The following is a 23,964-nucleotide window of genomic DNA, read 5'->3' on the forward strand; positions in this document are numbered from 1 at the left end:
ATGGCCACAATCGTTTTGCAGGCGGTGGGTGCTGCGGTCGGCGGCATCTTCGGGCCTGTTGGTGCCGCTATTGGTGCCAGTCTTGGCGCGATGGGCGGCTATGCCATCGACAATGCGCTCATCAATTCCACACGTCATGTCGAAGGTGCGCGACTGAACGGCGGGCGCGTCGCCACTGCCGAAGAAGGTGCGGCTCTGCCCTTTGTCTACGGTACGGTCCGGGTTTCCGGCACGCTCATCTGGGCGACACGCTTCGAGGAACACAAGACCACTGAACGTCAGGGCGGCAAGGGCGGGCCGAAAGTCACCAGTTACAGCTATTTCGGCAACGCCGCCTATGCCGTCGCGGAAGGTTCGATAGCCGGTATTCGCCGCATATGGGCCGATGGGCAGGAACTGGATCTCACCGAGATTGAAATGCGTATCTATCGCGGTACGGACACGCAAGCTCCCGATCCGCTGATCGAAGCGAAGCAGGGAGCCGGCAACGCGCCCGCCTATCGCGGCACCGCCCATGTGGTGTTCGAGCGCATCCCGCTCGACAGGTTCGGCAATCGTCTGCCGCAGTTCCAGTTCGAAGTGATGCGTCCCCTCGGCAAGGTTGCGCAATCTGTCCGGGCGGTGGCACTGATCCCCGGTTCGACGGAGTTCGGACTGTCGCCTGATCCGGTGAATGACGAACCGCTCGCCGGTCAGAACCGCTGGATCAATCGCAATATTCTGCGTGCGCGCAGCGACTGGACCGCTTCGATGGACGAGTTGCAGGCGCTTTGTCCTGATCTGCACCACGTTGCGATTGTGCTGCCATGGTTTGGCGACGATCTGCGCGCCGGTTCCTGCCGTATTCGCCCCGGTGTTGCCGCGCTTTCAGCGCGCAAGCCAAGCCATGTCTGGAAAGTGGAAAATATGGTGCGAGCCGACGCGCATCTCATTTCCACAAGCGGAGAGGGTGCAGCCTATGGCGGAACGCCATCCGATCAAACTGTGATTGCTGCCATTCGCGATGCGAAGGTGCGTGGGCTCAAGGTAACTTTATACCCTTTCATCATGATGGATGTGCCGGAGGGCAATCAGTTGCCATCGCCTTATGGCGGCCTTGGCCAGCCTGCCTATCCATGGCGCGGGCGCATCACCTGCCACCCCGCCATCGGGGTCACCGGGTCGCCGGACAAGACGATTGCTGCAGGCGAACAGGTGCAGGCTTTTGTTGATGGACAATGGGGCTATCGCCGTTTTCTCAACCATTGCGCCGATCTGGCGCAGCGGGCCGGTGGTGTGGATGCGTTTCTACTCGGATCGGAGTTGCGCGGACTGACCGGCATTCGCGATGGACAGGAGAGCTTTCCCTTCGTCGCGCATCTTTGCACGCTCGCTGCCGAAATGCGGGCAAAGCTCGGCAACGGCTGCAAGATCACCTATGGCGCCGATTGGTCGGAATATTTCGGCTATCAGGCGCAGGATGGCAGCGGCGCCCTCTATTTCAATCTCGATCCGTTATGGTCGCATCCGGCCATCGATGCCATCGGGATCGACAATTACATGCCGCTTGCCGACTGGCGCGATCATGATCTCGACGATGGCAATCTGGATGGGTTCGAGACGGCCTATGATCTGGATGGCCTCACAGACCATGTGGCGTCGGGCGAGGGCTATGACTGGTATTACGCAAACGCTAAAGACCGTGAGGCTCGCAGGCGTTCGCTTATTACGGACGGTCTTTCAGGTAAGCCGTGGGTCTATCGCTACAAGGACCTCGAAGGTTGGTGGAGTAACCAGCATTATAACCGCATCGCAGGGGCTGAAGCTGCGCAGCCGACGGCATGGATACCGCAGTCGAAGCCGTTCTGGTTCACGGAACTTGGTTGTCCAGCGGTCGACAAGGGGCCGAACCAGCCGAATGTTTTCCCGGACCCGAAATCGTCGGAAAATGCGACGCCGTATTTTTCAAATGGGTCGCGCGCGGATATCGGCATGGACCGCTTTCTGCGCGCCCATTATCGCCACTGGCAAAACAATAATCCCGTTTCCCCGCTCTATAGCGGGCCGATGCTGGATATGGATCGCATCTATCTCTGGTCGTGGGATACGAGGCCGTTTCCGGAATTTCCGCTTGCTGCCGATACCTGGGGCGATACGGAAAACTGGCGTCTCGGTCATTGGCTGAACGGACGCATCAGCGGCGTGTCGCTGGATGAGCTGATTGCAAGCATCCTCAAGGATTTCGGCTTACCGGAAGCCGATTGTACCGGAGTGGACGGTTATCTTTCCGGTTTTGTAATAGGTGAGCCATCGAGCGCGCGGGGCGTGCTGGAGCCACTGCTGAATATCTTTGGCGTTCATGGTTATGAACAGGCCGGGCGCTTCGTGTTCAAAAGCATTATGCGCGCAGGGTCAGTGCTCGAATTGCCCGATTTCGTTCAGCCGGATGACCGGGAAGCTCTCACGGTTACTATCGAAGATCGAGGCGATCTGCCATCCGTGGCCGAGCTTTATTGCAACGATCCGCTGCGGGATTTCCAGATCTCGGGCGCTTCGGTCCGTCGCGAGGAGGGGCAGGGCACGGAAACGCTGAGCCTTTCTGGCGTTATGGAACAGGGGCAGGCAACGGTGCTTGCTGAAGCATGGATGGCACGGCGTTATGCGGAGCGGCGCTCGGTGGATTTCGCACTGCCATGGTCGATGGCTGCACTTCATGTCGGAGACCGCGTGCGGCTTGGCATTTTGGGCGGTGAACGCAACTATGTTGTCACTGGACTGGAAGACGGAGAAATCCGCACTGTCCGCGCAATCGCGCTGGCACCGAACATCGCCTTTGCCGACCACGGCAAAACGCCGACCAGCCCCGGTGGCGGTCCGGCTCTCGATATGAAGCCGATCTTCCACCTCATCGATTTGCCGCTCTGGCCCGGTGCAGAAGAGCCTGTCGGTCAATTCCGCATCGCCTGTCATGCAAAGCCATGGCGCGGAGCAGCGGTTTTCTCGTCACCTTCAGAGGATGGCTTTGCGGAACGCACCATCGTGCAGGACCGGGCAATCATGGGTGAACTGACCGCCCCACTTGAAGGCGCTCCGAGCGGACGCGTGATCGAGGGGCAGTCGGTTGAGGTTGTGCTTTATTCGGGTGAGCTGCAATCACGGCCAATGGCGCAGATACTGAACGGAGCCAACACGGCTCTGTTGCGTTTGCCTGATGGCGAATGGGAAGTGTTGCAGTTTCTGGACGCGGAGGAAATCGGTCTCAACCGCTGGAAGCTTAGCCGCCTTCTACGTGGGCAGTTGGGGACCGAGCAGGCCGCATCTGTCCTGAAGGCAGTCGAGACGCCTTTCATATTGCTGGATGGTTCCATTGCTCCCGTCGGCCTGCAGGCGTCGGAAATCGGACTCGAACTCAACTGGCGCGTTGGAACGGCAGGCAAGGCCTTTTCAGACGAGTTTTTCGATACGATCCGGTCGAGCGGCGGTATGCGCGGCTTACGTCCACTCAGCCCGGTTCATCCGAAGGTGGTGCGGTTGGCGAATGGCGATCTTTCCTTCAACTGGATCAGGCGCGGGCGGATCGATGCGGATGACTGGCCCGATGACTGGCTTGGCGAAGATATCCCGCTTGGCGAGGAGCGTGAGGCTTATCGCATCGAAATCTGGCGGGATGGAACGTTGGTACGAAGCAACCAGACGTCGGTGGCGTCATGGACATATGGATCATCCGAAAGACAGGCCGATATTGGCGAGGCGGAATTCCTGTTTCGCGTTGCAATGATCGGAGCAAAAAGCGGGCCGGGTGATTTTGCGCGTCTCGATGTCCCGGCAATAATCAACTGAAAGGAAAAAATATGAACATCGATAAATCATGGTATCTTTCGCGAACGGTCTGGGCCGGTCTGGTTGCGCTTTTTCTGTCGCTTGCGGGCGTTTTTGGCGTGGCGACCGACCTGATCGATCAGGGTGCCTTAACGGATGTTCTGCTACAACTGGCGACTGCAATTGCCGGAATTGTTACGATAATCGGGCGTATCGGGGCAACTTCACGCATTTCATAATTTCACAAAGCGTGATAGTCAGAGGCTGAATTTTCCTTTGGGCCCGGAAGAGGAATGGTTGTTCATGCATCGTTCAGCTGTGGGGCGCTATATAAGGCGGCATGATGAAACAAAATTCTGCACTCAAAGTTTTCGCGCTTCTCGCGGTTAGTATTGGCTTGCTGCCGGTCGATGCCGGTGCCCTGCCGATAACTGCGCCGCAGAAGTCCAATCTCATAGTCGCTGCCGCCGGAGATTGCGCGGCGGTCGGCGAACAGGTGGCTGCCCAGCAGGGTGGCCAGCTTGCCAAGGCAACTGCCACGACTCAGAACGGTCGCCCCATGTGTGTGGTCGTGGTGCTTGTGCCGGGCCGCGATGGCGAGCGTCCGCGCCGCGTTGAAGTGGCCGTTCCCGCTCAATAACAACGGCTTTTTGCTGCTGTTTTTCATGAATTGAGGGAGAATGTCCGCTTGCGTATCCTGATCGTTGAAGACGACAAGGACCTGAACCGGCAGCTTTCCGAAGCAATGGCTGCTGCCGGTTATGTGGTCGACCGCGCCTATGACGGCGAAGAAGGGCATTATCTCGGCGATACCGAGCCATATGATGCCGTGGTGCTCGACATTGGCCTGCCGCGTATTGACGGTATCAGCGTCGTTGAACGCTGGCGGCGCAGCGGGCGCACTATGCCCGTTCTTATGCTTACCGCTCGCGATCGCTGGAGCGACAAGGTTGCCGGTATCGACGCCGGGGCCGACGACTATGTGGCTAAACCTTTCCATATCGAGGAAGTGCTGGCGCGGCTGCGCGCCCTGATCCGCCGTGCTGCGGGACACGCTTCGTCCGAACTCGCCTGCGGGCCGCTCTATCTCGATACGAAAACGTCGAAGGCGAGCGTTAACGGCGTCGCGCTCAAGCTCACCTCGCACGAATATCGGCTTCTGTCCTATCTGATGCACCATATGGACGAGGTGGTCTCGCGTACCGAACTGGTCGAACATCTCTACGATCAGGATTTCGACCGCGATTCCAATACGATTGAAGTCTTTGTCGGTCGCCTTCGCAAGAAGATGGGCGTTGACCTGATCGAGACCGTGCGCGGCATGGGCTACCGTATCCGCTCCGAAGAGGGCGGGAATGAAACGAAAGGCGACGACAGCTGAAGCTTCTTCGCGTCTTTCCTCCCCTGCGTTCGCTCGCGGTCCGCGTCGTTACCCTTTCAACGATCTGGGTCATCGTAGCACTTGTGGTGGTGGCGACTTTCATCGGCTCACTTTATGGCGAAGCTGCGCGCAGCAATTTTGAACGCCTGCTGACCGCCCACCTGTTCAGTCTGGTCGGTGCCGTCAGCACGTCGGGCGAGGGCTCCTTGCAGGGGCGCCCGGAGCTGGGCGAATTGCGTTATTCGAGCCCGCTCTCCGGCTGGTACTGGTCCGTCGATCCCGTCACGCCGAACCTGACCGGAAAATTGCAATCGCCATCGCTGATCGGGCGCATCGTGCCGGAAATGCCGGTCTCGCAGGTACCCTTCGACAGTTCCTTCATGCGCAGCTACACCTTGCCCGGCCTCAACGGCGAGGAGCTTTTCATCGTTGAAACCGAAGTGGTTCTGGATACTGCCAATCGCGTTGCGCGTTTTCGCGTCATGGGCAATCTCAGCGAGGTTCTGAAGGAGATATCCGATTTCAGAACCAGTCTTGCGACCTATCTGGCGATCTTCGGCATCGGTAGTATCCTCATCAATGCGGCTGTGATCCTGTTCGGCCTGCGTCCGCTCGACAAGGTGCGTCAGGCGCTGGCCGATATTCGCGAGGGGCGCTCGTCAAAGCTCGACGCATCGCTGCCCGTCGAAATTGCGCCGCTCGCCAGTGAAATGAATGCGCTGATCGAAAACAATCGCCGTATTGTCGAACGGTCGCGAACACAGGTCGGCAATCTCGCCCATTCTCTCAAAACCCCGCTTTCCGTGCTGGTCAATGAAGCACGGAGCATGGGTGGTGAACACGGACGCATCGTTCAGGAACAGAGCGAGGCGATGCAGGTGCAGATACAGCACTATCTGCAGCGCGCGCGCATTGCCGCGCAGCGTGACAGTGTGGTGTTCCGAACACCTGTGACGCCGGTTCTCGAACGCATGCAGCGCGTGACGGCGAAACTCAATCCGGCTTTCAGCGTTAACTTCAGGAATGACCTGCCCAACGCCGTCTTTGCCGGAGAGCGGGAAGATCTTGAAGAGATCGTCGGCAACTTGCTGGAGAATGCGGGCAAATGGGGACGCAAACATATCAATATCAGGCTCGCCCCTATTTCTGGGGAGCAACGACAGTTCGAAGTCCTGATAGAAGATGATGGCCCGGGTCTGGCACCGGACAAGATCGAAGCGGCGCTGAAGCGCGGCAGCCGTGTCGATGAAACGAAGCCGGGAACCGGGCTTGGGCTGGCAATCGTGCAGGATACCGTTCGCGAATATGGCGGCAGCCTGCATCTGGGCCAGAGTTCATTCGGTGGATTGAGTGTCCGGGTCGTGTTGCCGCTGACGGAAGATTGACGGTTGTTTTTGGCCGAAAGCCAACTAGAAGTTAAATTGAAAAAGTCACATGCCGATATAGTATGCATGCTAATTGTTTATGAAGGCCGGTTGTTATGATGATGGTATCCAGGTTTTCTCACCCAGTTTCAGTCGCTTCGATGATGCTTGCCGTGGCGCTTGCATTGTCAGCCTGTGGCACGACCGGCAAGGGCACTGGTCTTGCTTCGCTGGGCGGTGGTTCTACGGCACAGAAGCCCGAAACCAGCCTGTTGACGTCTCTTGGAAACGGTCTCCTTGGCAGCGCCGCAAATCAGCTGAACGCAGCCGACCGCAAGAAGGCCCTTGAGGCTGAATATCGTGCGCTTGAATATTCACCGGCGGGTAAGGCAGTATCGTGGAGCGGGAGCGGATCGAATTCCGGCGATGTGACGGCGGCGCAGCCTTATCAGGTTGGCTCTCAGAATTGCCGCCAGTATTCGCACAGTTTCACCATCGGCGGGTCGCAGCAGACTTCCCGTGGAACAGCATGTCGCAATCCAGACGGCAGCTGGACGCCTCTGACTTAACTCCCGCGTCCTACCTTTGCGGCGAATTGCCCTAGGTAGCAACTTACTGCAGGTAGTAGTTGGTTTTTCCCTTGGCTGCGCTTAAGTCGTAGCCATGGGATTCTGGCTTATTGCAGCATTACTGACATTGGCAGCCACTCTGGCTGTTTTGTTGCCTCTCACGCGGCGCAAGCAGGTATTCTTGCCCGCTGAAAAGAACGATCTTGAGGTCTATCGGGATCAGTTGCGCGAGGTCGAAGCCGACGCTGCACGCGGCATGATCGACCCGCAGAGCGCCGAACAGGCACGCATCGAAATCTCGCGTCGCATTTTGAATGCTGAAAAGTCCGGCAAGGAAGCTGCGGAAGCCGCGGGCAAGGCAGTGCCGGGCCGAATGCTGGCTTTCATCGCCGTGCTTGCAGTCCCGCTGATCGCCTGGGGCATCTATCCGCTTTTCGGCAAACCGGACATGCCTTCCATGCCGCTCGCCGAACGGCTTTCGGCCAGTGCGGATCGCGGCTCTGTCGATGAACTGGTAGCGCGTGCCGAAGCGCATCTGGCGCAAAATCCGGGCGATGTGCGTGGATGGGACGTGCTGGCGCCGATCTATCTGCGGCTTGGTCGCGCCGCTGATGCCGTCAATGCCTATCGCAGCTCCATTCGCATCGCCGGTGAGAATTTCCCACGCGTTCTGGGATTGGGTGAAGCACTGGCAACCGCTTCGGGCGGCACCGTGACCGCCGAGGCTGAAGGCTTTTTCAAGAAAGCTGCCGATCTCGAACCGAATGATGTTCGCCCGCAGTTCTACCTCGCACAAGGCGAGATGCAGGACGGTCGTATGGATATGGCCGCCAATCGCCTGCAGGCGTTCCTCGACAAGGCGCCGGCCGATGCGCCGTGGCGCGGTCAGATCGAACAGGCTATCGCCCGGCTTCGTAACCCTGCTTCCAGCGGTGAACAGCAGCCGAAAGGGCCAACGGCGGACGATGTCGACGCTGCTTCGTCGCTCAGCCCGGAGGACCGGCAGGCGATGATCGAAGGCATGGTTCAACGTCTTGATGAAAGTCTTCGCCAGAATAGTGGGGATGTCGAAGGCTGGAAGCGTCTCGTGCGCTCCTATATGATCCTCAACCGTCGCGATGCAGCGCTGGACGCTCTCAATCGCGGCATGACAGCCCTTCAGGGCGAAAGCCGGACGAACTTGCAGAGTTTCGCAGCCGGTCTTGGACTGGAGACAGGGAACGCACAAAAATGAGCGCGACCGCAGAAGACAACGCACGTGGTGCCAAACCGGCGGGTAATTTTGCCCGAACCGTCAGCCAGAGAAAGCGCAAGCGCCTGTTCCTGATCGGCGGCGCACTGGCAGTTCTGGCCATAGCGGTTGGATTGATGCTGATGGCCTTCAGTCAGGACATTCGCTTCTTCCGTACACCTGCCGACCTGACGGAACAGGATATGGCCTCCGGCTCGCGGTTCCGTCTCGGTGGCCTTGTCGAGGAAGGGTCCGTCAGCCGCGAGGGCAGCGAGCTGCGCTTTACGGTGACCGACACGATCAAGACCGTGAAGGTCGTGTTCGAGGGTATTCCGCCCGATCTCTTCCGCGAAGGGCAGGGCGTCGTTGCTGAAGGGCGCTTCGGAGACGATGGCGTGTTCCGCGCCGATAATGTGCTGGCGAAGCACGATGAGAATTACGTTCCCAAGGACCTTGCCGACAGCCTGAAGGAAAAGGGCGTCTGGGAAGGCAAATAAAAACTAGGGCATTTCGTATCGGACCGGTGGTCTGGCAGATGCTTGATGGAGACTGCAGATGAGTGTCGAGATCGGCCATTTCGCTCTGGTTCTGGCACTGGCCCTGTCGATTGTCCAATCGATCGTGCCGGTGGTTGGTGCGCATCGCCGGGATACGCAGCTCATGTCAGTCGCGGCGCCGACGGCAATTGCAGTCTTCGCATTGATCTGCCTTGCATCGGCGGTGCTTGTCCATGCCTATGTCGTGTCGGATTTCTCGGTCCTGAACGTGGTTGAGAACTCGCATTCGCAAAAGCCGCTCCTCTACAAAATCACGGGCGTCTGGGGCAATCACGAAGGCTCAATGCTGCTGTGGGTGTTCATTCTCACCTTTTTCAGTGCGCTGGTCGCTGCATTTTCTGGCAATCTGCCTGAAACATTGCGCGCCAATGTCCTTGCCGTGCAGGGCTGGATCGGTGTCGCATTTCTGGCATTCATTGTGTTCACTTCGAACCCGTTCACCCGCATTTTTCCGGCTCCGATGGAGGGCGGCGATCTCAATCCGATCCTTCAGGATATCGGCCTCGCGATCCATCCGCCGCTGCTCTATCTCGGCTATGTCGGTTTTTCGGTATGCTTTTCCTTTGCCGTAGCGGCACTGCTCGAGGGGCGTCTCGATGCTGCATGGGCGCGCTGGGTACGTCCGTGGGCCCTCGTGGCCTGGATGTTCCTGACTGGTGGCATCGCCATGGGTTCTTACTGGGCCTATTACGAGCTTGGCTGGGGCGGCTGGTGGTTCTGGGACCCGGTTGAAAACGCTTCGTTCATGCCATGGCTGGTCGGCACCGCATTGCTTCATTCGGCTCTCGTGATGGAAAAACGCTCGGCGCTGAAAATCTGGACCGTGCTGCTTGCGATCCTCACTTTCTCGCTGTCGCTGCTTGGTACATTCCTTGTCCGCTCCGGTGTTCTGACCTCGGTTCACAGCTTCGCCACCGATCCGGGGCGCGGTCTTTTCATTCTGGCGATCCTTGCAATTTTCATTGGCGGATCGCTGTCGCTTTTCGCATTTCGCGTGCAGAGCCTGACGGCAGGCGGCATCTTCCACCCGATTTCGCGCGAAGGCGCGCTCGTCTTCAACAATCTGTTTCTGACGACCGCTGCCGCAACTGTGCTGATCGGTACGCTCTACCCGCTGCTGCTGGAAGTGATGACCGGCGACAAGATTTCCGTCGGTGCACCGTTCTTCAACATGACGTTCGGTCCGCTGATGATCCCGCTTCTTTTTGCGGTTCCCTTCGGCCCGCTGCTCGCCTGGAAACGCGGTGATCTTTACGGCGTGTCGCAGCGGCTGATGACAGCTTTCGCGCTCTCGCTAGTGGCGGCGGCAATCGTATTGTGGAGCACATCGGCGAAATCTGTTCTCGCTGCCTGTGGAATCGGACTTGCCGTATGGCTGATTTTCGGCAGTCTGACGGATCTTGTTCTCAAGGCCGGCATCGGCAAGGTGTCCGCTGGCAAGGCAGTTGCGCGCTTCAAGGGTTTGCCACGTTCGGTCTTCGGCACGGCGCTCGCCCATATCGGGCTTGGCGTAACGCTGCTGGGCATTGTGAGCGTGACTACGTTTGGCACTGAGAATGTGTTGATCATGCGTCCGGGCGACACGGCCAAGGTGCAGAATTACACACTTCGCTTCGAGGGTCTGCGCCCGCTGACCGGTTCGAACTTCACCGAAAATCGCGGCACTTTCACGCTGCTCGATTCCAGTTCGCGCAGTCTCGGGCAGATTGAGCCGTCCAAGCGCTTTTTCCCAGCACGCCAGATGCCAACAACTGAATCGGGTATCAAAACCCTGTGGTTCAGTCAGGTCTATGTCGCGCTTGGTGATGAACCGGGCGATGGATCGGCCGTCGTTCGCATCTGGTGGAAGCCTGACGTGACACTCATCTGGTATGGCGCTCTCGTGATGATGGTGGGGGCGCTGTTTTCCCTTGCAGATCGTCGCCTGCGGGTTGGCGCACCTTCGCGCAGTCGCAAGTCCGCGTCGAAAGAAGCGGAGGCCACAGCATGAGAAAGCGCTCGGCATTTGCGGCGCTCCTGCTCGGTGCTGCTCTGGCTATTCAAGGGACGGCGGCGCTCGCAGTCAATCCGGATGAAGTCCTGTCCGATCCGGCGCTTGAAAAGCGCGCCCGAACCATTTCCGGCGAACTGCGCTGCATGGTCTGCCAGAACGAATCCATCGACGATTCCAATGCCGAGCTTGCCCGCGATCTTCGCGTTCTCGTCCGTGACCGGCTGAAAGAAGGCGATAGCGACGAACAGGTCATGGATTTCATCGTCGACCGCTACGGCGAATTCGTGCTTCTGAAGCCGCGTCTTAATGCGCGCACAGTGCTTCTGTGGGGCTTTCCTGTCGTCGTGCTTCTGATCGGAGCGGTCGCGCTGGCCGTTGCCTTTCGCGGACGCAAACAGGCAGGCGAAGCGCCTAAACCGCTGACCGAAAGCGAAAAGGCGGAACTCGCGCGTCTGCTGGACGGAAAATAAGCGCTGGTCGCCTGCCGTTGTTATTCGTAACCTTACGAAACTTTCATGTTGTGGAAACGGAGCGGTAAGGTAGCCCTGACTATCTTACGCTCTATAAAGGTTTCACAGGTCCACGTTTCCTGAAGGATCAGGGACGTCCGGATTGCTGCTCGTAAGGAGAAATAAATGTCCAGAGCCAGGATTTCCAACTATCGCAAAGGCGTTGCCGCGATTGCACTATCGGCTGTTCTCGCCGGTGGTTTTGTCGCGACCGGCCCGCTCGGTGCGCTCAATGACGCCCGCGCGGAAGCCGTGCAGGTAACGCCACCACCGCAGGCTGCGGGTTTTGCCGATCTTGTTGAGAAGGTTCGTCCGGCTGTCGTCAGCGTTCGTGTAAAGAAGGACGTGCAGCAAACTGCTGATCGCGGTGGCAGTGGCCAGTTCTCGGGCCCTCCCGGATTTGATCAGCTTCCGGACGATCATCCGCTGAAGCGCTTCTTCCGTGATTTCGGCATGGACCCGCGAGGCGATGCACGTCCCGACGCTCGCCCGGATCGCCGCGGCCCCGGCAAGCGTGGCCCGCGCCCCGGTCATGAACGTCCGGTCGCTCAGGGTTCCGGCTTCTTCATTTCCGAAGACGGCTATGTCGTAACCAACAATCACGTCGTTTCCGATGGCGATGCATATAGCGTTGTCATGGATGACGGCACGGAACTCGACGCGAAGCTGATCGGCACCGATCCGCGCACAGATCTGGCCGTGCTGAAGGTCAACGATCCGAAGCAGAAGTTCACCTATGTTGCATTCGGCGATGACAACAAGATTCGCGTCGGTGACTGGGTCGTCGCTGTCGGCAACCCGTTCGGCCTTGGCGGCACGGTGACATCGGGTATTGTATCGGCTCGTGGCCGTGATATCGGCGCCGGCCCTTACGATGACTTCATCCAGATCGACGCGGCTGTGAACAAGGGTAACTCCGGTGGTCCGGCCTTCAACCTGTCTGGTCAGGTGATCGGCATCAACACCGCCATCTTCTCGCCTTCGGGCGGCAGCGTGGGCATTGCCTTCGCAATCCCGGCCTCGACCGCGAAGCAGGTTGTTGATCAGCTCATCAAGAAGGGCTCGGTGGAACGTGGCTGGATCGGTGTCCAGATTCAGCCGGTGACGAAGGATATTGCTGCTTCGCTCGGCCTTGCCGAAGAGAAGGGTGCAATCGTTGCGTCGCCGCAGAAGGACGGTCCTGCTGCCAAGGCGGGCATCCAGTCCGGTGATGTGATCACGGCTGTCAACGGCGAAACCGTGCAGGATCCGCGCGATCTGGCACGCAAGGTTGCTGGCATTGTTCCTGGCGAAAAGGCGGCACTCACCGTCTGGCGCAAGAACAAGGCCGAGGAAGTCGATATCACCATTGAAGCGATGCCGGGCGATCTTGGCAAGGCGGCCAGCGCCTTGGGCGACAATGGCGGCGGTCAGAACGAGACCCTCGACTCCTATGGCCTGACCGTGACCCCGTCCGAAGACGGTAACGGCGTGGTGGTAACCGATGTCGATCCCGACAGCGATGCCTCCGATCGCGGTATCCGTTCCGGCGATATCATCATGAGCGTCAATAACCAGACGGTAAAGAGCGCCAAGGATATCAACAACGCCATCAGCGAAGCCGCCAAGTCGGGTCGCAAGGCAGTGCTGCTGCAATTGCAGAGCAACGATCAGAGCCGCTTCGTGGCCCTGCCGATCGATCAGGGATGATGACCGGCAGCCCCTTAAGGCTCTGAGCAATTCGATGCCAGGCGGTTCTCCGCCTGGCATCGCCTTATCATCAAACGGTATTATAAGTAGCGCCATGAAGATTCTCGTTATTGAAGATGACCGCGAAGCGGCCCGCTATCTGGAGAAGGCCTTCACCGAGGCCGGACATTCCGCCGATATCGCCGGAGACGGCGAAACCGGCTATACGCTGGCCGAGAATGGAAGCTACGATGTCCTCGTAGTCGACCGTATGCTGCCAAAGCGCGATGGCTTGTCCGTCGTGGCTGGTCTGCGCGCCAGGGGTATGGAAACCCCGGTCCTGATCCTTTCCGCGCTCGGCGAAGTGGATGACCGCGTCACGGGCTTGCGCGCCGGTGGTGACGACTACCTGACCAAACCCTATGCATTTTCCGAGCTTCTGGCCCGTGTCGAGGTTTTGCAACGTCGTTCCAGCCCGCGTGAGGCGGACACGATCTACCGCGTCGGTGATCTGGAGCTTGACCGGCTTGCGCATACTGCGCGCCGTCAGGATGTAGATATCACGCTTCAGCCCCGCGAGTTTCGTCTTCTCGAATATCTGATGCGCCATGCCGGACAGGTCGTCACGCGCACGATGTTGCTTGAAAACGTCTGGGATTATCACTTCGATCCGCAGACCAATGTGATCGACGTGCATATCTCGCGGCTGCGTTCGAAAATCGAGAAGGGCTTTGACGGTCCGCTGCTTCATACTGTGCGTGGCGCCGGTTACATGCTGAAGGCAGGGCGAGCGAAACAATCTGCAGCCGCCAAGGTGGATTGATGAGCCGCTTCTCAGCGCTCATGCGCACAACCGCTGTTCGACTATCAACGCTCTATCTGCTGCTCTTCATCGTGGGTGCGATAGCGTTGGTTTTCTACATGACCAATTTATCTGCCTCCATGCTGGCAGCGCAGACCCAGCAGTCGCTGGGCGAAGAAGTCGGCAGCATCGGCAAAAGCTATGCGCGAGGCGGCATCCCGCAGCTCGTGCGCACAATCGACTATCGTTCACGCCAGCCAGGCGCTTACCTCTATCTGGTGGCCGACCCGACAGGCCGCATCCTTGCAGGCAATGTGGAAAGCGTAGAACCCGGTGTTCTGGACACCGATGGCGTTATCGAGCGCGGGTTCAAATATCGGCGCTATGGCGAGCAGGGCACGGAAACGGAACATCGCGCCATTGCAGTCGTGATTGCATTGCCGAACGGCATGCGGCTTCTGGTCGGTCGCGATCTGGGTGAACCAGAACGGTTCCGCGATGTTATTCGCCGGTCGCTGATGCTGGCGCTGGGCATCATGGGCGTTGGCGCGCTTTTGATCTGGCTGGTAGTCGGGCGCCGTGCATTGAAGCGCATTGATGAGGTTTCGCGGGCGTCGCAGCGCATTATGGATGGTGATTTGACCGGGAGGCTTCCGGTCAATGGCTCCGGTGACGAGTTCGATCGCCTGTCAAGCAATCTCAACGTCATGCTCGGCAAAATTCTGGAATTGAACGAGGGGCTGAAACAGGTCTCCGATAACATCGCACATGATCTTAAAACGCCGCTGACGCGTCTGCGTAACCGCGCGGAAGAAGCTCTTTCCGGCAAGAAGGCGGGGCCTGAATATCGTGAAGCGCTTGAAGATATCATTGGCGAGTCGGATCAACTGATCCGGACCTTCAACGCGATCCTGATGATTTCGCGTCTTGAAGCAGGTTATTCGTCCGAAAGCCTAGAGAATATGCCGGTAGCGCCGATCCTTCGCGACGTGGCCGAAATGTATGAACCTGTTGCCGAGGACGTGGGCGTGAACCTGACACTTGGCGATCTCGATGAAGTTGCGCTTCATATCAATCGCGAACTGGTCGGGCAGACGATTTCCAATCTCGTGGACAATGCAATTAAATATGCCGGTGGCGATGAGCGGACCGCGACCGTGAGTCTTTCGATGGAACGTGATCCGAACTGGGCCCGCATCATCGTTGCCGACAACGGTCCCGGTATTCCTGAAGAAAAACGCGAACAGGCAACGGAACGTTTTGTCCGTCTTGAGGAAAGCCGCACACAGCCCGGCTCGGGACTCGGTTTAAGTCTTGCCAAGGCTGTGATGAAATTGCACGGTGGCGCACTTCGTCTTGAAGGCAATGATCCGGGCCTGCGCGCTGTGCTGGAGTTTCCATTGCCATCGGGCAAGGTCGAATAATGGCGTGACTTAAGAGGGGATCATGGCGGCAGAAAACGCAACGGCACTATTCTTCGAGAGAGAGATTCGTGCTTTGACGCCGCTTGATCCCGCAAGGGCGGAAATTTTCCTGGCCGACCTTGCGGCGCGCGCCGGAGAAGAGGAACTTAAAGGTGTCGTAGCCTTGTTGAAAAAGGCGGAAGCTGTAAGTTTCTTCTCCGCCGTTCTCGATCTTTCTCCATTCATTCGCGAAGCGCTGATCCGTCATCCGCGTATTCTTGATCGCATCGTCGCCAAAGCGCCGGAGGCTGCACTACAGGATATTCTGGCGGAAATCTCCGCCAGTGCTGCAAGCGCGGACGTGACGGAAGCCTCCCTCATGACGAGCCTGCGCGTTTTGAAACGCGAGGCGCATGTCCTGATCGCACTTTGCGATCTCGCTGGCATTTTCAATACGGAAGCAACGACAGGCTGGCTCACCGATCTGGCCGAGGCCTGCACCGGCGCTGCCATCCGGTTTCTGCTGCTCGATGCGGATAGTGTGGGCAAGATCAAACTTCCTGACCGAAACCAGCCCGACAAGGACAGTGGCTGGATTGTTCTCGGCATGGGCAAGTTTGGCGCGCGGGAACTCAATTACTCGTCCGATATTGATCTGATCGTCTTCATCGATGAAACTAGACCGGCTATCGGTGATCCGTATGAATGCGTCGAAACTTTTTCACGGCTGACGCGCCGCCTTGTCCGCATCCTGCAGGACCGTACCGGCGATGGCTATGTCTTCCGCGTCGATCTTCGCCTGCGTCCCGACCCCGGTTCCACGCCGCTGGCCATTCCTGTCGGTGCAGCACTTCATTATTACGAAGGGCGCGGCCAGAACTGGGAACGCGCAGCCATGATCAAGGCGCGGCCCGTTGCCGGAGATCGCGAATCCGGAAAGCAGGTGCTGGCGGAGCTCTCCCCCTATGTCTGGCGCAAGTATCTCGATTATGCGGCCATTGCAGACGTGCACTCGATCAAGCGCCAGATTCACGCCCACAAGGGCCATGGCGATATTGCCGTGCGCGGGCATAATGTGAAGCTCGGACGCGGCGGCATCCGCGAAATCGAATTCTTCGTTCAGACGCAGCAGCTCATCGCTGGCGGACGATTTCCCGAATTGCGCGGCAACCAGACGGTGCCGATGCTCGCAAGACTGGCGGAGCGGGGCTGGATCACCGAGAAGGCGCGCGATGCCTTGGCAAAGGAATATTATTTTCTTCGTGACGTCGAGCATCGCATCCAGATGATTGCCGATGAGCAGACGCATATTCTGCCGGAAGACGATGAGGGCTTTGCGCGTGTTGCCCATATGATGGGTTATGCCGATCCGGCGGCCTTTTCCGATGTTTTTCTCGATGCGCTCAAGGTCGTTGAAAAGCACTATGCGGCCCTGTTCGAGCAGGCTCCCGAACTTGGAAGCTCATCCGGCAATCTGGTCTTTACCGGCGATGTGGATGATCCGGGCACGCTGGAGACGCTTGCAGCCATGGGCTATGAACGCCCGAGCGATATATGTCGCGTGATCCGCACGTGGCACTTCGGGCGTTATCGTGCCACACAATCGGCAGAAGCGCGCGAGCGTCTGACCGAGCTTACGCCCGCTCTGCTCAAAGCCTTTGCCGAAACCAAGCGTGCGGATGAAGCACTCTTGCGTTTCGATGGTTTTCTAAAGGGCTTGCCCGCGGGCATCCAGCTTTTCAGCCTGTTGCAATCCAATCCCCGTCTCCTGAGCCTCCTGGTTATGATCATGAGCGCCGCACCTCGGCTTGCTGAAATCATCACCCGTAACCCGCATGTTTTTGACGGTTTGCTTGATCCGGCGATTTTCTCGGAAATGCCGACACGCGCCTATCTGGAAGAACGCCTTCGCGTGTTTCTGGGACCTGCGACCGATTATGAGGAAGTGCTGGACCGGCTGCGCATCTTCGCTGCCGAGCATCGCTTCCTGATCGGTATCCGCTTGCTGACAAGCGCCATTGACGGTGTTCGCGCTGGTCGCGCATTTTCCGATCTGGCCGAACTGATGATCGGCAGGGCATTCGAGGTTGTCGAAGCCGAACTGGAGCGACGCCACGGCAAGGTTAAGGGCGCTAAGGTGGCTCTTCTGGCTATGGGCAAGCTCGGCAGTCGTGAACTCACTGCGGGTTCCGATGTGGATCTGATCCTGCTTTACGATCACGACAAGGAGACGGACGAATCCGATGGCGAAAAGCCACTGGCTCCCTCGCAATATTATATCCGCTTGACCCAGCGGCTCATTGCGGCACTTTCCGCACCAACGGCGGAAGGCGTGCTCTACGAAGTCGATATGCGCCTGCGCCCTTCCGGCAACAAGGGGCCGGTTGCGACCCATATCGAATCCTTTGGCAAATATCAGCGCAGCGAAGCATGGACATGGGAACATATGGCCCTGACCCGCGCGCGCCCGATCCACGGCGACGAATCCTTTATACGGCATATCAAAAGCGAGATTGATGAGGTTCTTTCAGCACCACGCGATGTGAAGAAGATTGCCAAGGATGTGCGCGAGATGCGCGACCTCATCTATCAGGAAAAGCCACCTGCCGATGATTGGGATTTCAAGCTGAAGCCCGGTGGCATTGTCGATCTGGAATTCATCGCTCAGTTTGCCGTGCTGGCCAACAAGCTCGACCGGAAGCCGCGTCCCTTGGGTACAGAAGAAATCCTGTCAGCCCTCGACCCGTCCTTTGCTGATCCGGCGCTCGCCGATAATCTTGTCGGCGCCCATCGCCTTTATACCAATCTGAGCCAGACGATCCGTCTGTGTCTTGGAGGCGATGCCAAGCGTGAAGAATTCATACCTGGCATGATCGACCTGCTATGCCGTGCGGCTGACATGCCCGATATAAAACGTGTCGAGCATCACCTGGCGGAAGTCGCCGTTGAAGTGCGGACAAGTTTCGAGAAGCTTTTGAATATTTAGAGCAGTTCCGGCTACTCAGTTTTAACTGGAGCAGCTCTAATCAGGCCGCGTGGATTTCCGCACCATGTCCAACGTGACCGCGCTTGCGATCAGGGATGCAGACCGAAACCACAGTGCCAACGCCTTCGGTCGAGCGAATGCGAAGCCAGCCGCCGTGAAGCTCAGCCAGTGAACGGGTGATGGCAAGCCCGAGGCCGGAACCGGTATGGGTCTTGGTGAACTGGTTTTCCACCTGCTCGAAGGGCTGGCCGATCTTCTTGATTGCCGATTTCGGGATGCCGACGCCGGTATCCTGAATCGTCATGAAAAGAGCCGAGCCGGTCTTGCGTGCCCGCACCGTGATCTGCCCGCCATAGGATGTGAACTTCACCGCATTGGAGAGAAGGTTGATCAGCACCTGCTTGATCGCACGTCGGTCTGCATAGAGCTGCATTGCTTCTTCAATGCGCGTATTGACCGCAATGTTCTTCTCATCCGCCTGCAGCGAAATCATACGTACCGTTTCATTTATGAGCGGGCAGAGATCGATCTGCTCACGGTCCAGCGAGAAATGGCCGGCCTCGATCTTCGACATGTCGAGAATATCATTGATGACGTTGAGCAGGAAGTTGCCGCTCGTATGGATGTCGTTGATATACTCCTCATAGCGGTCGGAACCGAGCGGACCGAATGTGCCTGCCTGAATCATTTCCGAGAAACCAATGATCGCGTTGAGCGGCGTACGCAGCTCATGGGACATATTGGCGAGGAATTCTGACTTGGCACGGTTCGCAGCCTCGGCGCGTTCCTTTTCCTGACCGTATTTGCGGGCAAGTTCGGACAGCTCGCGCACGCGGTCCCGTTCGCCTTTGCGCGCAATCGACAGGTCGTGAATAGTCGCCATCAGGCGGCGTTCGCTGTCGACCAGACGTTCCTGATGCAGCTTGAGCTGGGTAATGTCGGTGCCGATGGAAACAAGCCCGCCATCTTGCGTGCGGCGTTCGTTGACCTGAAGCCAGCGTCCGTCGCTGAGCTGACGTTCGAAGGTCTGGCCACCGGCGCGATTGTGTTCATTGGCCATGCGACGCTCGAAGGTGAACGGGCGCGTATGGGCATCAACTTCATTGCGCGGCACGCCGGGTTTCAGCGTCCAGACGGGAAGGCCAGCATATTCACTGAACTTGGAATTCGCCATGACGAGGCGATTGTTGGAATCCCACAGGATGAAGGCCTCAGAAATGTTCTCGATGGCTTCGCGGATGCGCATGTCGGCTTCGGCCGTCTGCTGCGCAAAGCGGTGCTGTTCGCTGACATCGAAAGCAATGCCGACCAGATGAAGATCGCCTTCGCTGGCGATTTCGGCGCGAACGCGCATCCACACCCATGAACCATCGGCATGGCGCATGCGGAAGACGCGGTCAACGTGCGAGATATCGCCCGCGGCGGCCTGTTCGGCGATGGAATAGAGGTCGCCATCTTCCGTGTTGATGATTGCAGCCACATCGCCGAAAGGCAGCACTGCATCCTGCGCTTCGTAGCCCAGCATCTCATACATGGAGCGCGACCAGTAAATGCGACCGCGTGCCATGTCCCAATCCCACAGGCCGCAGCGACCGCGCCCCAGCGCCAGATCGATACGGCGCTGGATCTGGCCGGAAAGGTCGTCGGCCTCGCGAGCTCGCGCCGCTTGGCTGAAATAGGCGTAAAGGATGGCGAACATCACGCCGGTCGTGCCTGCGAAGAGTGTCACATTGAGCGACACTGCCCGGCGCCATTCCGCAAAGATCGTGCTTTCCGGTTCGACGGCGATAACGGAATAGGGCAGGGTCATCGGCTTGGACAAGGCGCCGAAAGCCGGTTCACCTTGCAGCATGACTTTCAGCACGCCTGCACGTTCTGCAAACAGGAATAACGGCTGCACTTCGGTAAGGATCGTATCGACCGGCTTGCCGGACAGATCGGATATCGGGCCGGATATTGCGACCACGGAGGATTGCGGGTCGATGACGGCAAGCGTCATGCCGGACGAGGACAGCCCACGCGAGCGAAACTCCGCCATTGTGTCCTGAATATCCTTCGCGGCGATCTGTGCGCCCGCGTCGGTGCCGTTGGCAACACGTTCGATCATCTGTGCAAGATTGGCGGTTGCAGCCGACAGAAATGCCTTATGCTGTTGCTCGATATCTTCCCGCCACGCCAGCATCGAAAAGACGCGCGCTACGCCGAGAATAATCAGAAAGATAATGATGAGCGCTGGAACGAGGCGTCGCAGGATAGGCTCGATTGAGATGAACTTGCCATAGGCCGGACCAGCAAGAAGACTGACATGGCCCGAAAGCTTGCCTTTCCTTCTTTTCCGACCGGATTCGCAATGCGTCCCCGCCGGCGCGCCATACGCGTCGGTGCTCGCCATATAATGGTCCCTCGTGAATTCCCTGCGAGTGAAGTGATTCGGAATACGCCACCTCCGAATGTCATCAATGAATCAAAAGTGATTCGCGCTGTCCAGCGAATTCGTTAACGAGGCGTAAAAATCGGGGTTTTTATCAGCCGATTTATTCATGAATCTCAAGCTCTTAAGTAGAATCGATATTGCATCTGATTCGCCTAAAGGCATGAAAAGACTCATGAAAGCTGACCATCCACTGCCTCTGCGTTCATCAGCATGAAAAGGCTCGTTCCGATTGCCGGTAAAGCATCCAGAACGAGCAAATCATCACGTCGATCAGGATAGGTCGCGAATCAGGCGAGAGTGCGGTCCACGATATCGCGCAGGTCGGTAGACAGTTTGCCCGCGCCCGAAATACGCGCCAGCGCTGCCCTTGCATGTTCGCGGCGGGTATCTTCAAGCGAACGCCAGGAGCGAAGCGCCGTCAGAAGCCGTGCGGCAAGCTGTGGATTTTCCGGATCGATGGACAGGATCGTATCTGCAAAGAAATCGTAGGCTGCACCATCCTTGCGGTTGAAGCCGGTTGGATTGGATGCGGAGAACGAGCCGATCACGGAGCGGACGCGGTTTGGATTGTCGAGCGAGAAGAGGGCGTGTTTCGTAAGATCGCGCACGGCCTGCAAGGCTTCGTCGCCGGGACGGCTCGCCTGCACGCTGAACCACTTGTCCATCACAAGACCATCCTTACCAAACTGGTGTTCGAAACTTGCCAGTGCGTCCTTTGCCTCGTTCGTATCACCAAAGCGGTGTACCAGCACGGCCAGGGCCGCGAAGCGGTCGGTCATATTATCCGCATTGGCGAACTGGCTGGTGGCTCGTTTCTGGCTTTTCTCGTGACGGCTCAGATAATCGAGCAGCACGTTCCGCAAGGCACGTTTGCCTGCCGCGCCTGCATCTGGCGAGAAGGCGCCGTCCTGTTTCAGGGCATCGTAGAGCTTGGTGAAATCGCCAGCATAACGGGCGGCAATGGCGTCCACGAAGTGGTTTCGGCTGGCGAGAATCGCATCCGGATCGACATTGCTGCCCATTTCGCGCGCGATGTCGCTTTCGCTCGGTAGCGTGAGGCAGAGCGCGCGGAAGGCTGGATCAAGCGTTTCGTCGGAAGCAACGTTTCCGGCAAGTTCGATGATTTTATCGTCAACCGCCGGTGCATGACCGCCGCGAATACGCTTGGCGCCTTCGAGCAGAACCTGGTTGAAAATTCCGGTCAATGCTTGCCAGCGCGCCACCGGATCGCTGTCGTTCAGGGCCAGGAATGCGCGATCATCGTCCGATAGGGGCGCCGACAGGTTTACGGGAGCAGAGAACCCGCGCAACAGCGACGGAACAGGGCGTTCCTTGATGCCATGAAAGGTGATCGTTTCGGACGGACGATGCAGATGAATGACGTCGCCGCGCACGTCCCCACCTTCGACGGATGTTGGAACCATATCCTCGCCGTCTGACCCAATAAGACCGTAGGTAATCGGGATATGCATCGGTTTCTTGACCGATTGTCCGGGCGTTGCCCCCAGCGACTGTGCCAGTTCAATCGAGAAGGTTTCCTTCGCAGCATCGTAGGAGAAAGCAGCTTCTACTTTCGGCGTTCCTGCCTGATCGTACCAGAGCGCGAACTGTGAAAAATCCTGGCCGGAAACATCGGCGAAAACCTTGACGAAATCCTCGATAGTGGCTGCTTCCCCGTCATGGCGCTCGAAATAGAGGTCCATACCCTTGCGGAACAGCTCAGGCCCAATGATCGTGCGGATCATGCGCACGACTTCCGAACCTTTTTCATAGACGGTCGCCGTATAGAAATTGTTGATCTCGCGATATTCGCGCGGGCGCACGGGATGAGCGAGTGGTCCGGCATCTTCCGGGAATTGCTGCGCCTTGAGAATTTTCACTTCGGCGATGCGCTTAACCGGGCGCGAGCGCTCATCGGCGGAGAATTCGTGATCGCGATAGACTGTCAGGCCTTCCTTGAGGCAGAGCTGGAACCAGTCGCGACAGGTGATGCGGTTTCCGGTCCAGTTATGGAAATATTCATGTGCGATGACCGCTTCGATGCCCGCATAGTCAACGTCGGTAGCGGTTTCAGGGTCGGCCAGCACATATTTGTCGTTGAAGACGTTGAGCCCCTTGTTCTCCATCGCGCCCATGTTGAAATCGGAAACGGCAACGATGTTGAAGACGTCGAGATCATATTCGCGGCCGAACTTCTCTTCGTCCCAGCGCATGGAGCGTTTCAATGCATCCATCGCGTAGAGGGCGCGGCCTTCCTTGCCATGCTCGACATAGATCGCCAGATCGACCGGTTGTCCTGACTTCGTGGTGAAGTGATCCTTCACGACGCCGAGCGATCCGGCAACGAGCGCGAAGAGATAGGATGGTTTTGGGTGCGGATCATGCCAGATGGCGAAATGCCGGTCCGGCGTGCCTTCGACCGATCCGCTCTCGACCGGATTGCCGTTGGACAGAAGAATAGGAGCGGCTTGTTCGTTGGCGTCAACCCGTACGGTATAGACTGACAGAACATCCGGGCGATCATAATAATAGGTAATGCGGCGGAAACCTTCTGCCTCGCACTGCGTGCAATAGATTCCGCTTGAACGATAGAGGCCGGATAGCTGGCGGTTGGTAGTTGGATTGATTTCCGTCACGACTTCAAGCGTGAAGCGCTTGCCTTCCGGCAGGTCGCTGATTTCGAGCTGATCGGGCGTTGCGATATAGCTGTTGTCGGCGAGCTGCTTCCCGTCGATGGCGATGCTGACGAGTTTCAGTTCGTCACCATCGAGAATCAATGGCGTACCAGCTGCAGTGCCATCGCGACGCTCAATCGTGAGGGTCGCACGGACGATGGTTTTTTCCGGTTCCAGGGAGAAGTCCAGTTTCGTCTCGGGTATGGCGTAAGGGGTCGGACGGTAATCTTCGAGACGAAATGTCTGGCCGGTTTCAGTACGCATAGCGAAACTCTCTCCCTGAACTCTCATTGAACTCACGATGTTGGATTCGTACCTAAAATTGCCGCCAAGGGAAACTCAATTCCAGAACAACCAACTGGCCTTTTATGACCGGAGCATTTCCAGCAAAACTGCGAAGCGTCTGCGCGGGGAAATCAGTTCACTGGATTGATTTCTATTCCCGCTTCGATGCGTCGGATAATGCGACAAACAAACGACAGGCGCTTTGCCAAATAATTTTCAGCGGGACCTTTGTGCTACTGGTGCTGTCTCACAAACAGGAATAAGAAAACAGGCGCTCGAATATTTTGGGCGAACTGCGCTTTGTGTTTT

The 23,964-nt window shown here is 57.9% G+C and carries 16 protein-coding genes; 14 read left to right on the forward strand and 2 right to left on the reverse strand.

What is annotated here, in order from left to right; translation table 11 throughout:
• The 14 genes from OHI65_RS12810 (at position 1) to OHI65_RS12875 (ending at position 18,261) form a co-directional block, all read left to right on the forward strand.
• Positions 1-3,819 (forward strand): baseplate megatron protein TIM-barrel domain-containing protein, encoded by a 3,819-nt coding sequence (locus tag OHI65_RS12810; protein WP_264358967.1) that lies wholly within the window; start codon positions 1-3, stop codon positions 3,817-3,819.
• 11 nt (positions 3,820-3,830) lie between these two features.
• The gene (locus OHI65_RS12815; RefSeq protein ID WP_061347241.1) at positions 3,831-4,037 is read left to right on the forward strand and encodes a hypothetical protein; all 207 of its coding nucleotides are present in this window, start codon (positions 3,831-3,833) and stop codon (positions 4,035-4,037) included.
• Positions 4,038-4,141: 104 nt separating this feature from the next.
• Positions 4,142-4,438 carry a hypothetical protein gene (locus tag OHI65_RS12820; RefSeq protein ID WP_125335221.1) on the forward strand — a complete coding sequence of 99 codons (297 nt, stop codon included), beginning with the start codon at positions 4,142-4,144 and terminating at the stop codon, positions 4,436-4,438.
• A 48-nt stretch (positions 4,439-4,486) separates the two neighbouring features.
• Positions 4,487-5,179: a response regulator transcription factor gene (locus tag OHI65_RS12825; protein WP_125335090.1), complete on the forward strand. Its 693-nt coding sequence runs from the start codon at positions 4,487-4,489 to the stop codon at positions 5,177-5,179.
• An 86-nt stretch (positions 5,180-5,265) separates the two neighbouring features.
• Positions 5,266-6,564 carry an ATP-binding protein gene (locus tag OHI65_RS12830; protein WP_264358968.1) on the forward strand — a complete coding sequence of 433 codons (1,299 nt, stop codon included), beginning with the start codon at positions 5,266-5,268 and terminating at the stop codon, positions 6,562-6,564.
• Between the two features lie 95 nt (positions 6,565-6,659).
• Positions 6,660-7,112, forward strand: a complete 453-nt coding sequence (locus tag OHI65_RS12835; protein WP_125335086.1) for a hypothetical protein — start codon at positions 6,660-6,662, stop codon at positions 7,110-7,112.
• 94 nt (positions 7,113-7,206) lie between these two features.
• On the forward strand, positions 7,207-8,346 hold the full coding sequence (gene ccmI / locus OHI65_RS12840; RefSeq protein ID WP_125335084.1) for a c-type cytochrome biogenesis protein CcmI: 1,140 nt from the start codon (positions 7,207-7,209) through the stop codon (positions 8,344-8,346).
• Complete coding sequence (ccmE, locus tag OHI65_RS12845; RefSeq protein ID WP_125335082.1) at positions 8,343-8,840, forward strand: cytochrome c maturation protein CcmE; 498 nt, start codon at positions 8,343-8,345, stop codon at positions 8,838-8,840. The genes ccmI and ccmE overlap by 4 nt, the downstream gene beginning before the upstream one ends.
• Before the next feature lie 58 nt (positions 8,841-8,898).
• The gene (locus tag OHI65_RS12850) at positions 8,899-10,890 is read left to right on the forward strand and encodes a heme lyase CcmF/NrfE family subunit (RefSeq protein WP_151690356.1); all 1,992 of its coding nucleotides are present in this window, start codon (positions 8,899-8,901) and stop codon (positions 10,888-10,890) included.
• Positions 10,887-11,363, forward strand: coding sequence for a cytochrome c-type biogenesis protein (locus OHI65_RS12855; protein ID WP_264358969.1), 477 nt, complete (start codon positions 10,887-10,889; stop codon positions 11,361-11,363). The genes OHI65_RS12850 and OHI65_RS12855 overlap by 4 nt, the downstream gene beginning before the upstream one ends.
• 165 nt (positions 11,364-11,528) lie before the next feature.
• The gene (locus OHI65_RS12860; RefSeq protein ID WP_029925303.1) at positions 11,529-13,091 is read left to right on the forward strand and encodes a Do family serine endopeptidase; all 1,563 of its coding nucleotides are present in this window, start codon (positions 11,529-11,531) and stop codon (positions 13,089-13,091) included.
• Positions 13,092-13,185: 94 nt separating this feature from the next.
• Positions 13,186-13,893, forward strand: coding sequence for a response regulator transcription factor (locus OHI65_RS12865; RefSeq protein ID WP_010661601.1), 708 nt, complete (start codon positions 13,186-13,188; stop codon positions 13,891-13,893).
• The gene (locus tag OHI65_RS12870; RefSeq protein ID WP_264358970.1) at positions 13,890-15,296 is read left to right on the forward strand and encodes a sensor histidine kinase; all 1,407 of its coding nucleotides are present in this window, start codon (positions 13,890-13,892) and stop codon (positions 15,294-15,296) included. The genes OHI65_RS12865 and OHI65_RS12870 overlap by 4 nt, the downstream gene beginning before the upstream one ends.
• Positions 15,297-15,318: 22 nt before the next feature.
• Entirely contained in the window at positions 15,319-18,261 is a 2,943-nt protein-coding gene (locus OHI65_RS12875) for a bifunctional [glutamine synthetase] adenylyltransferase/[glutamine synthetase]-adenylyl-L-tyrosine phosphorylase (RefSeq protein WP_264358971.1), read from the forward strand.
• A 40-nt stretch (positions 18,262-18,301) separates the two neighbouring features.
• On the opposite strand, the gene OHI65_RS12880 is transcribed toward OHI65_RS12875, so the two are convergent.
• On the reverse strand, positions 18,302-20,653 hold the full coding sequence (locus tag OHI65_RS12880) for a PAS domain-containing sensor histidine kinase (protein WP_264358972.1): 2,352 nt from the start codon (positions 20,651-20,653) through the stop codon (positions 18,302-18,304).
• A gap of 329 nt (positions 20,654-20,982) precedes the next feature.
• Positions 20,983-23,634, reverse strand: a complete 2,652-nt coding sequence (gene pepN, locus OHI65_RS12885) for an aminopeptidase N (RefSeq protein WP_264358973.1) — start codon at positions 23,632-23,634, stop codon at positions 20,983-20,985.
• Positions 23,635-23,964 lie beyond the last annotated feature (330 nt).

This window comes from Brucella sp. MAB-22, from assembly GCF_025908475.1.
Lineage (GTDB): Bacteria > Pseudomonadota > Alphaproteobacteria > Rhizobiales > Rhizobiaceae > Brucella > Brucella anthropi.

Excerpts from the sequence above, each read along its gene's own strand:
- OHI65_RS12810 (WP_264358967.1), top strand. The coding sequence starts at position 1 with ATGGCCACAATCGTTTTGCAGGCGGTGGGTGCTGCGGTCGGCGGCATC.
- OHI65_RS12815 (WP_061347241.1), top strand. The coding sequence starts at position 3,831 with ATGAACATCGATAAATCATGGTATCTTTCGCGAACGGTCTGGGCCGGT.
- OHI65_RS12820 (WP_125335221.1), top strand. The coding sequence starts at position 4,142 with ATGAAACAAAATTCTGCACTCAAAGTTTTCGCGCTTCTCGCGGTTAGT.
- OHI65_RS12835 (WP_125335086.1), top strand. The coding sequence starts at position 6,660 with ATGATGATGGTATCCAGGTTTTCTCACCCAGTTTCAGTCGCTTCGATG.
- ccmI (WP_125335084.1), top strand. The coding sequence starts at position 7,207 with ATGGGATTCTGGCTTATTGCAGCATTACTGACATTGGCAGCCACTCTG.
- ccmE (WP_125335082.1), top strand. The coding sequence starts at position 8,343 with ATGAGCGCGACCGCAGAAGACAACGCACGTGGTGCCAAACCGGCGGGT.
- OHI65_RS12850 (WP_151690356.1), top strand. The coding sequence starts at position 8,899 with ATGAGTGTCGAGATCGGCCATTTCGCTCTGGTTCTGGCACTGGCCCTG.
- OHI65_RS12855 (WP_264358969.1), top strand. The coding sequence starts at position 10,887 with ATGAGAAAGCGCTCGGCATTTGCGGCGCTCCTGCTCGGTGCTGCTCTG.
- OHI65_RS12860 (WP_029925303.1), top strand. The coding sequence starts at position 11,529 with ATGTCCAGAGCCAGGATTTCCAACTATCGCAAAGGCGTTGCCGCGATT.
- OHI65_RS12865 (WP_010661601.1), top strand. The coding sequence starts at position 13,186 with ATGAAGATTCTCGTTATTGAAGATGACCGCGAAGCGGCCCGCTATCTG.
- OHI65_RS12875 (WP_264358971.1), top strand. The coding sequence starts at position 15,319 with ATGGCGGCAGAAAACGCAACGGCACTATTCTTCGAGAGAGAGATTCGT.
- OHI65_RS12880 (WP_264358972.1), bottom strand. The coding sequence starts at position 20,653 with ATGGCGAGCACCGACGCGTATGGCGCGCCGGCGGGGACGCATTGCGAA.
- pepN (WP_264358973.1), bottom strand. The coding sequence starts at position 23,634 with ATGCGTACTGAAACCGGCCAGACATTTCGTCTCGAAGATTACCGTCCG.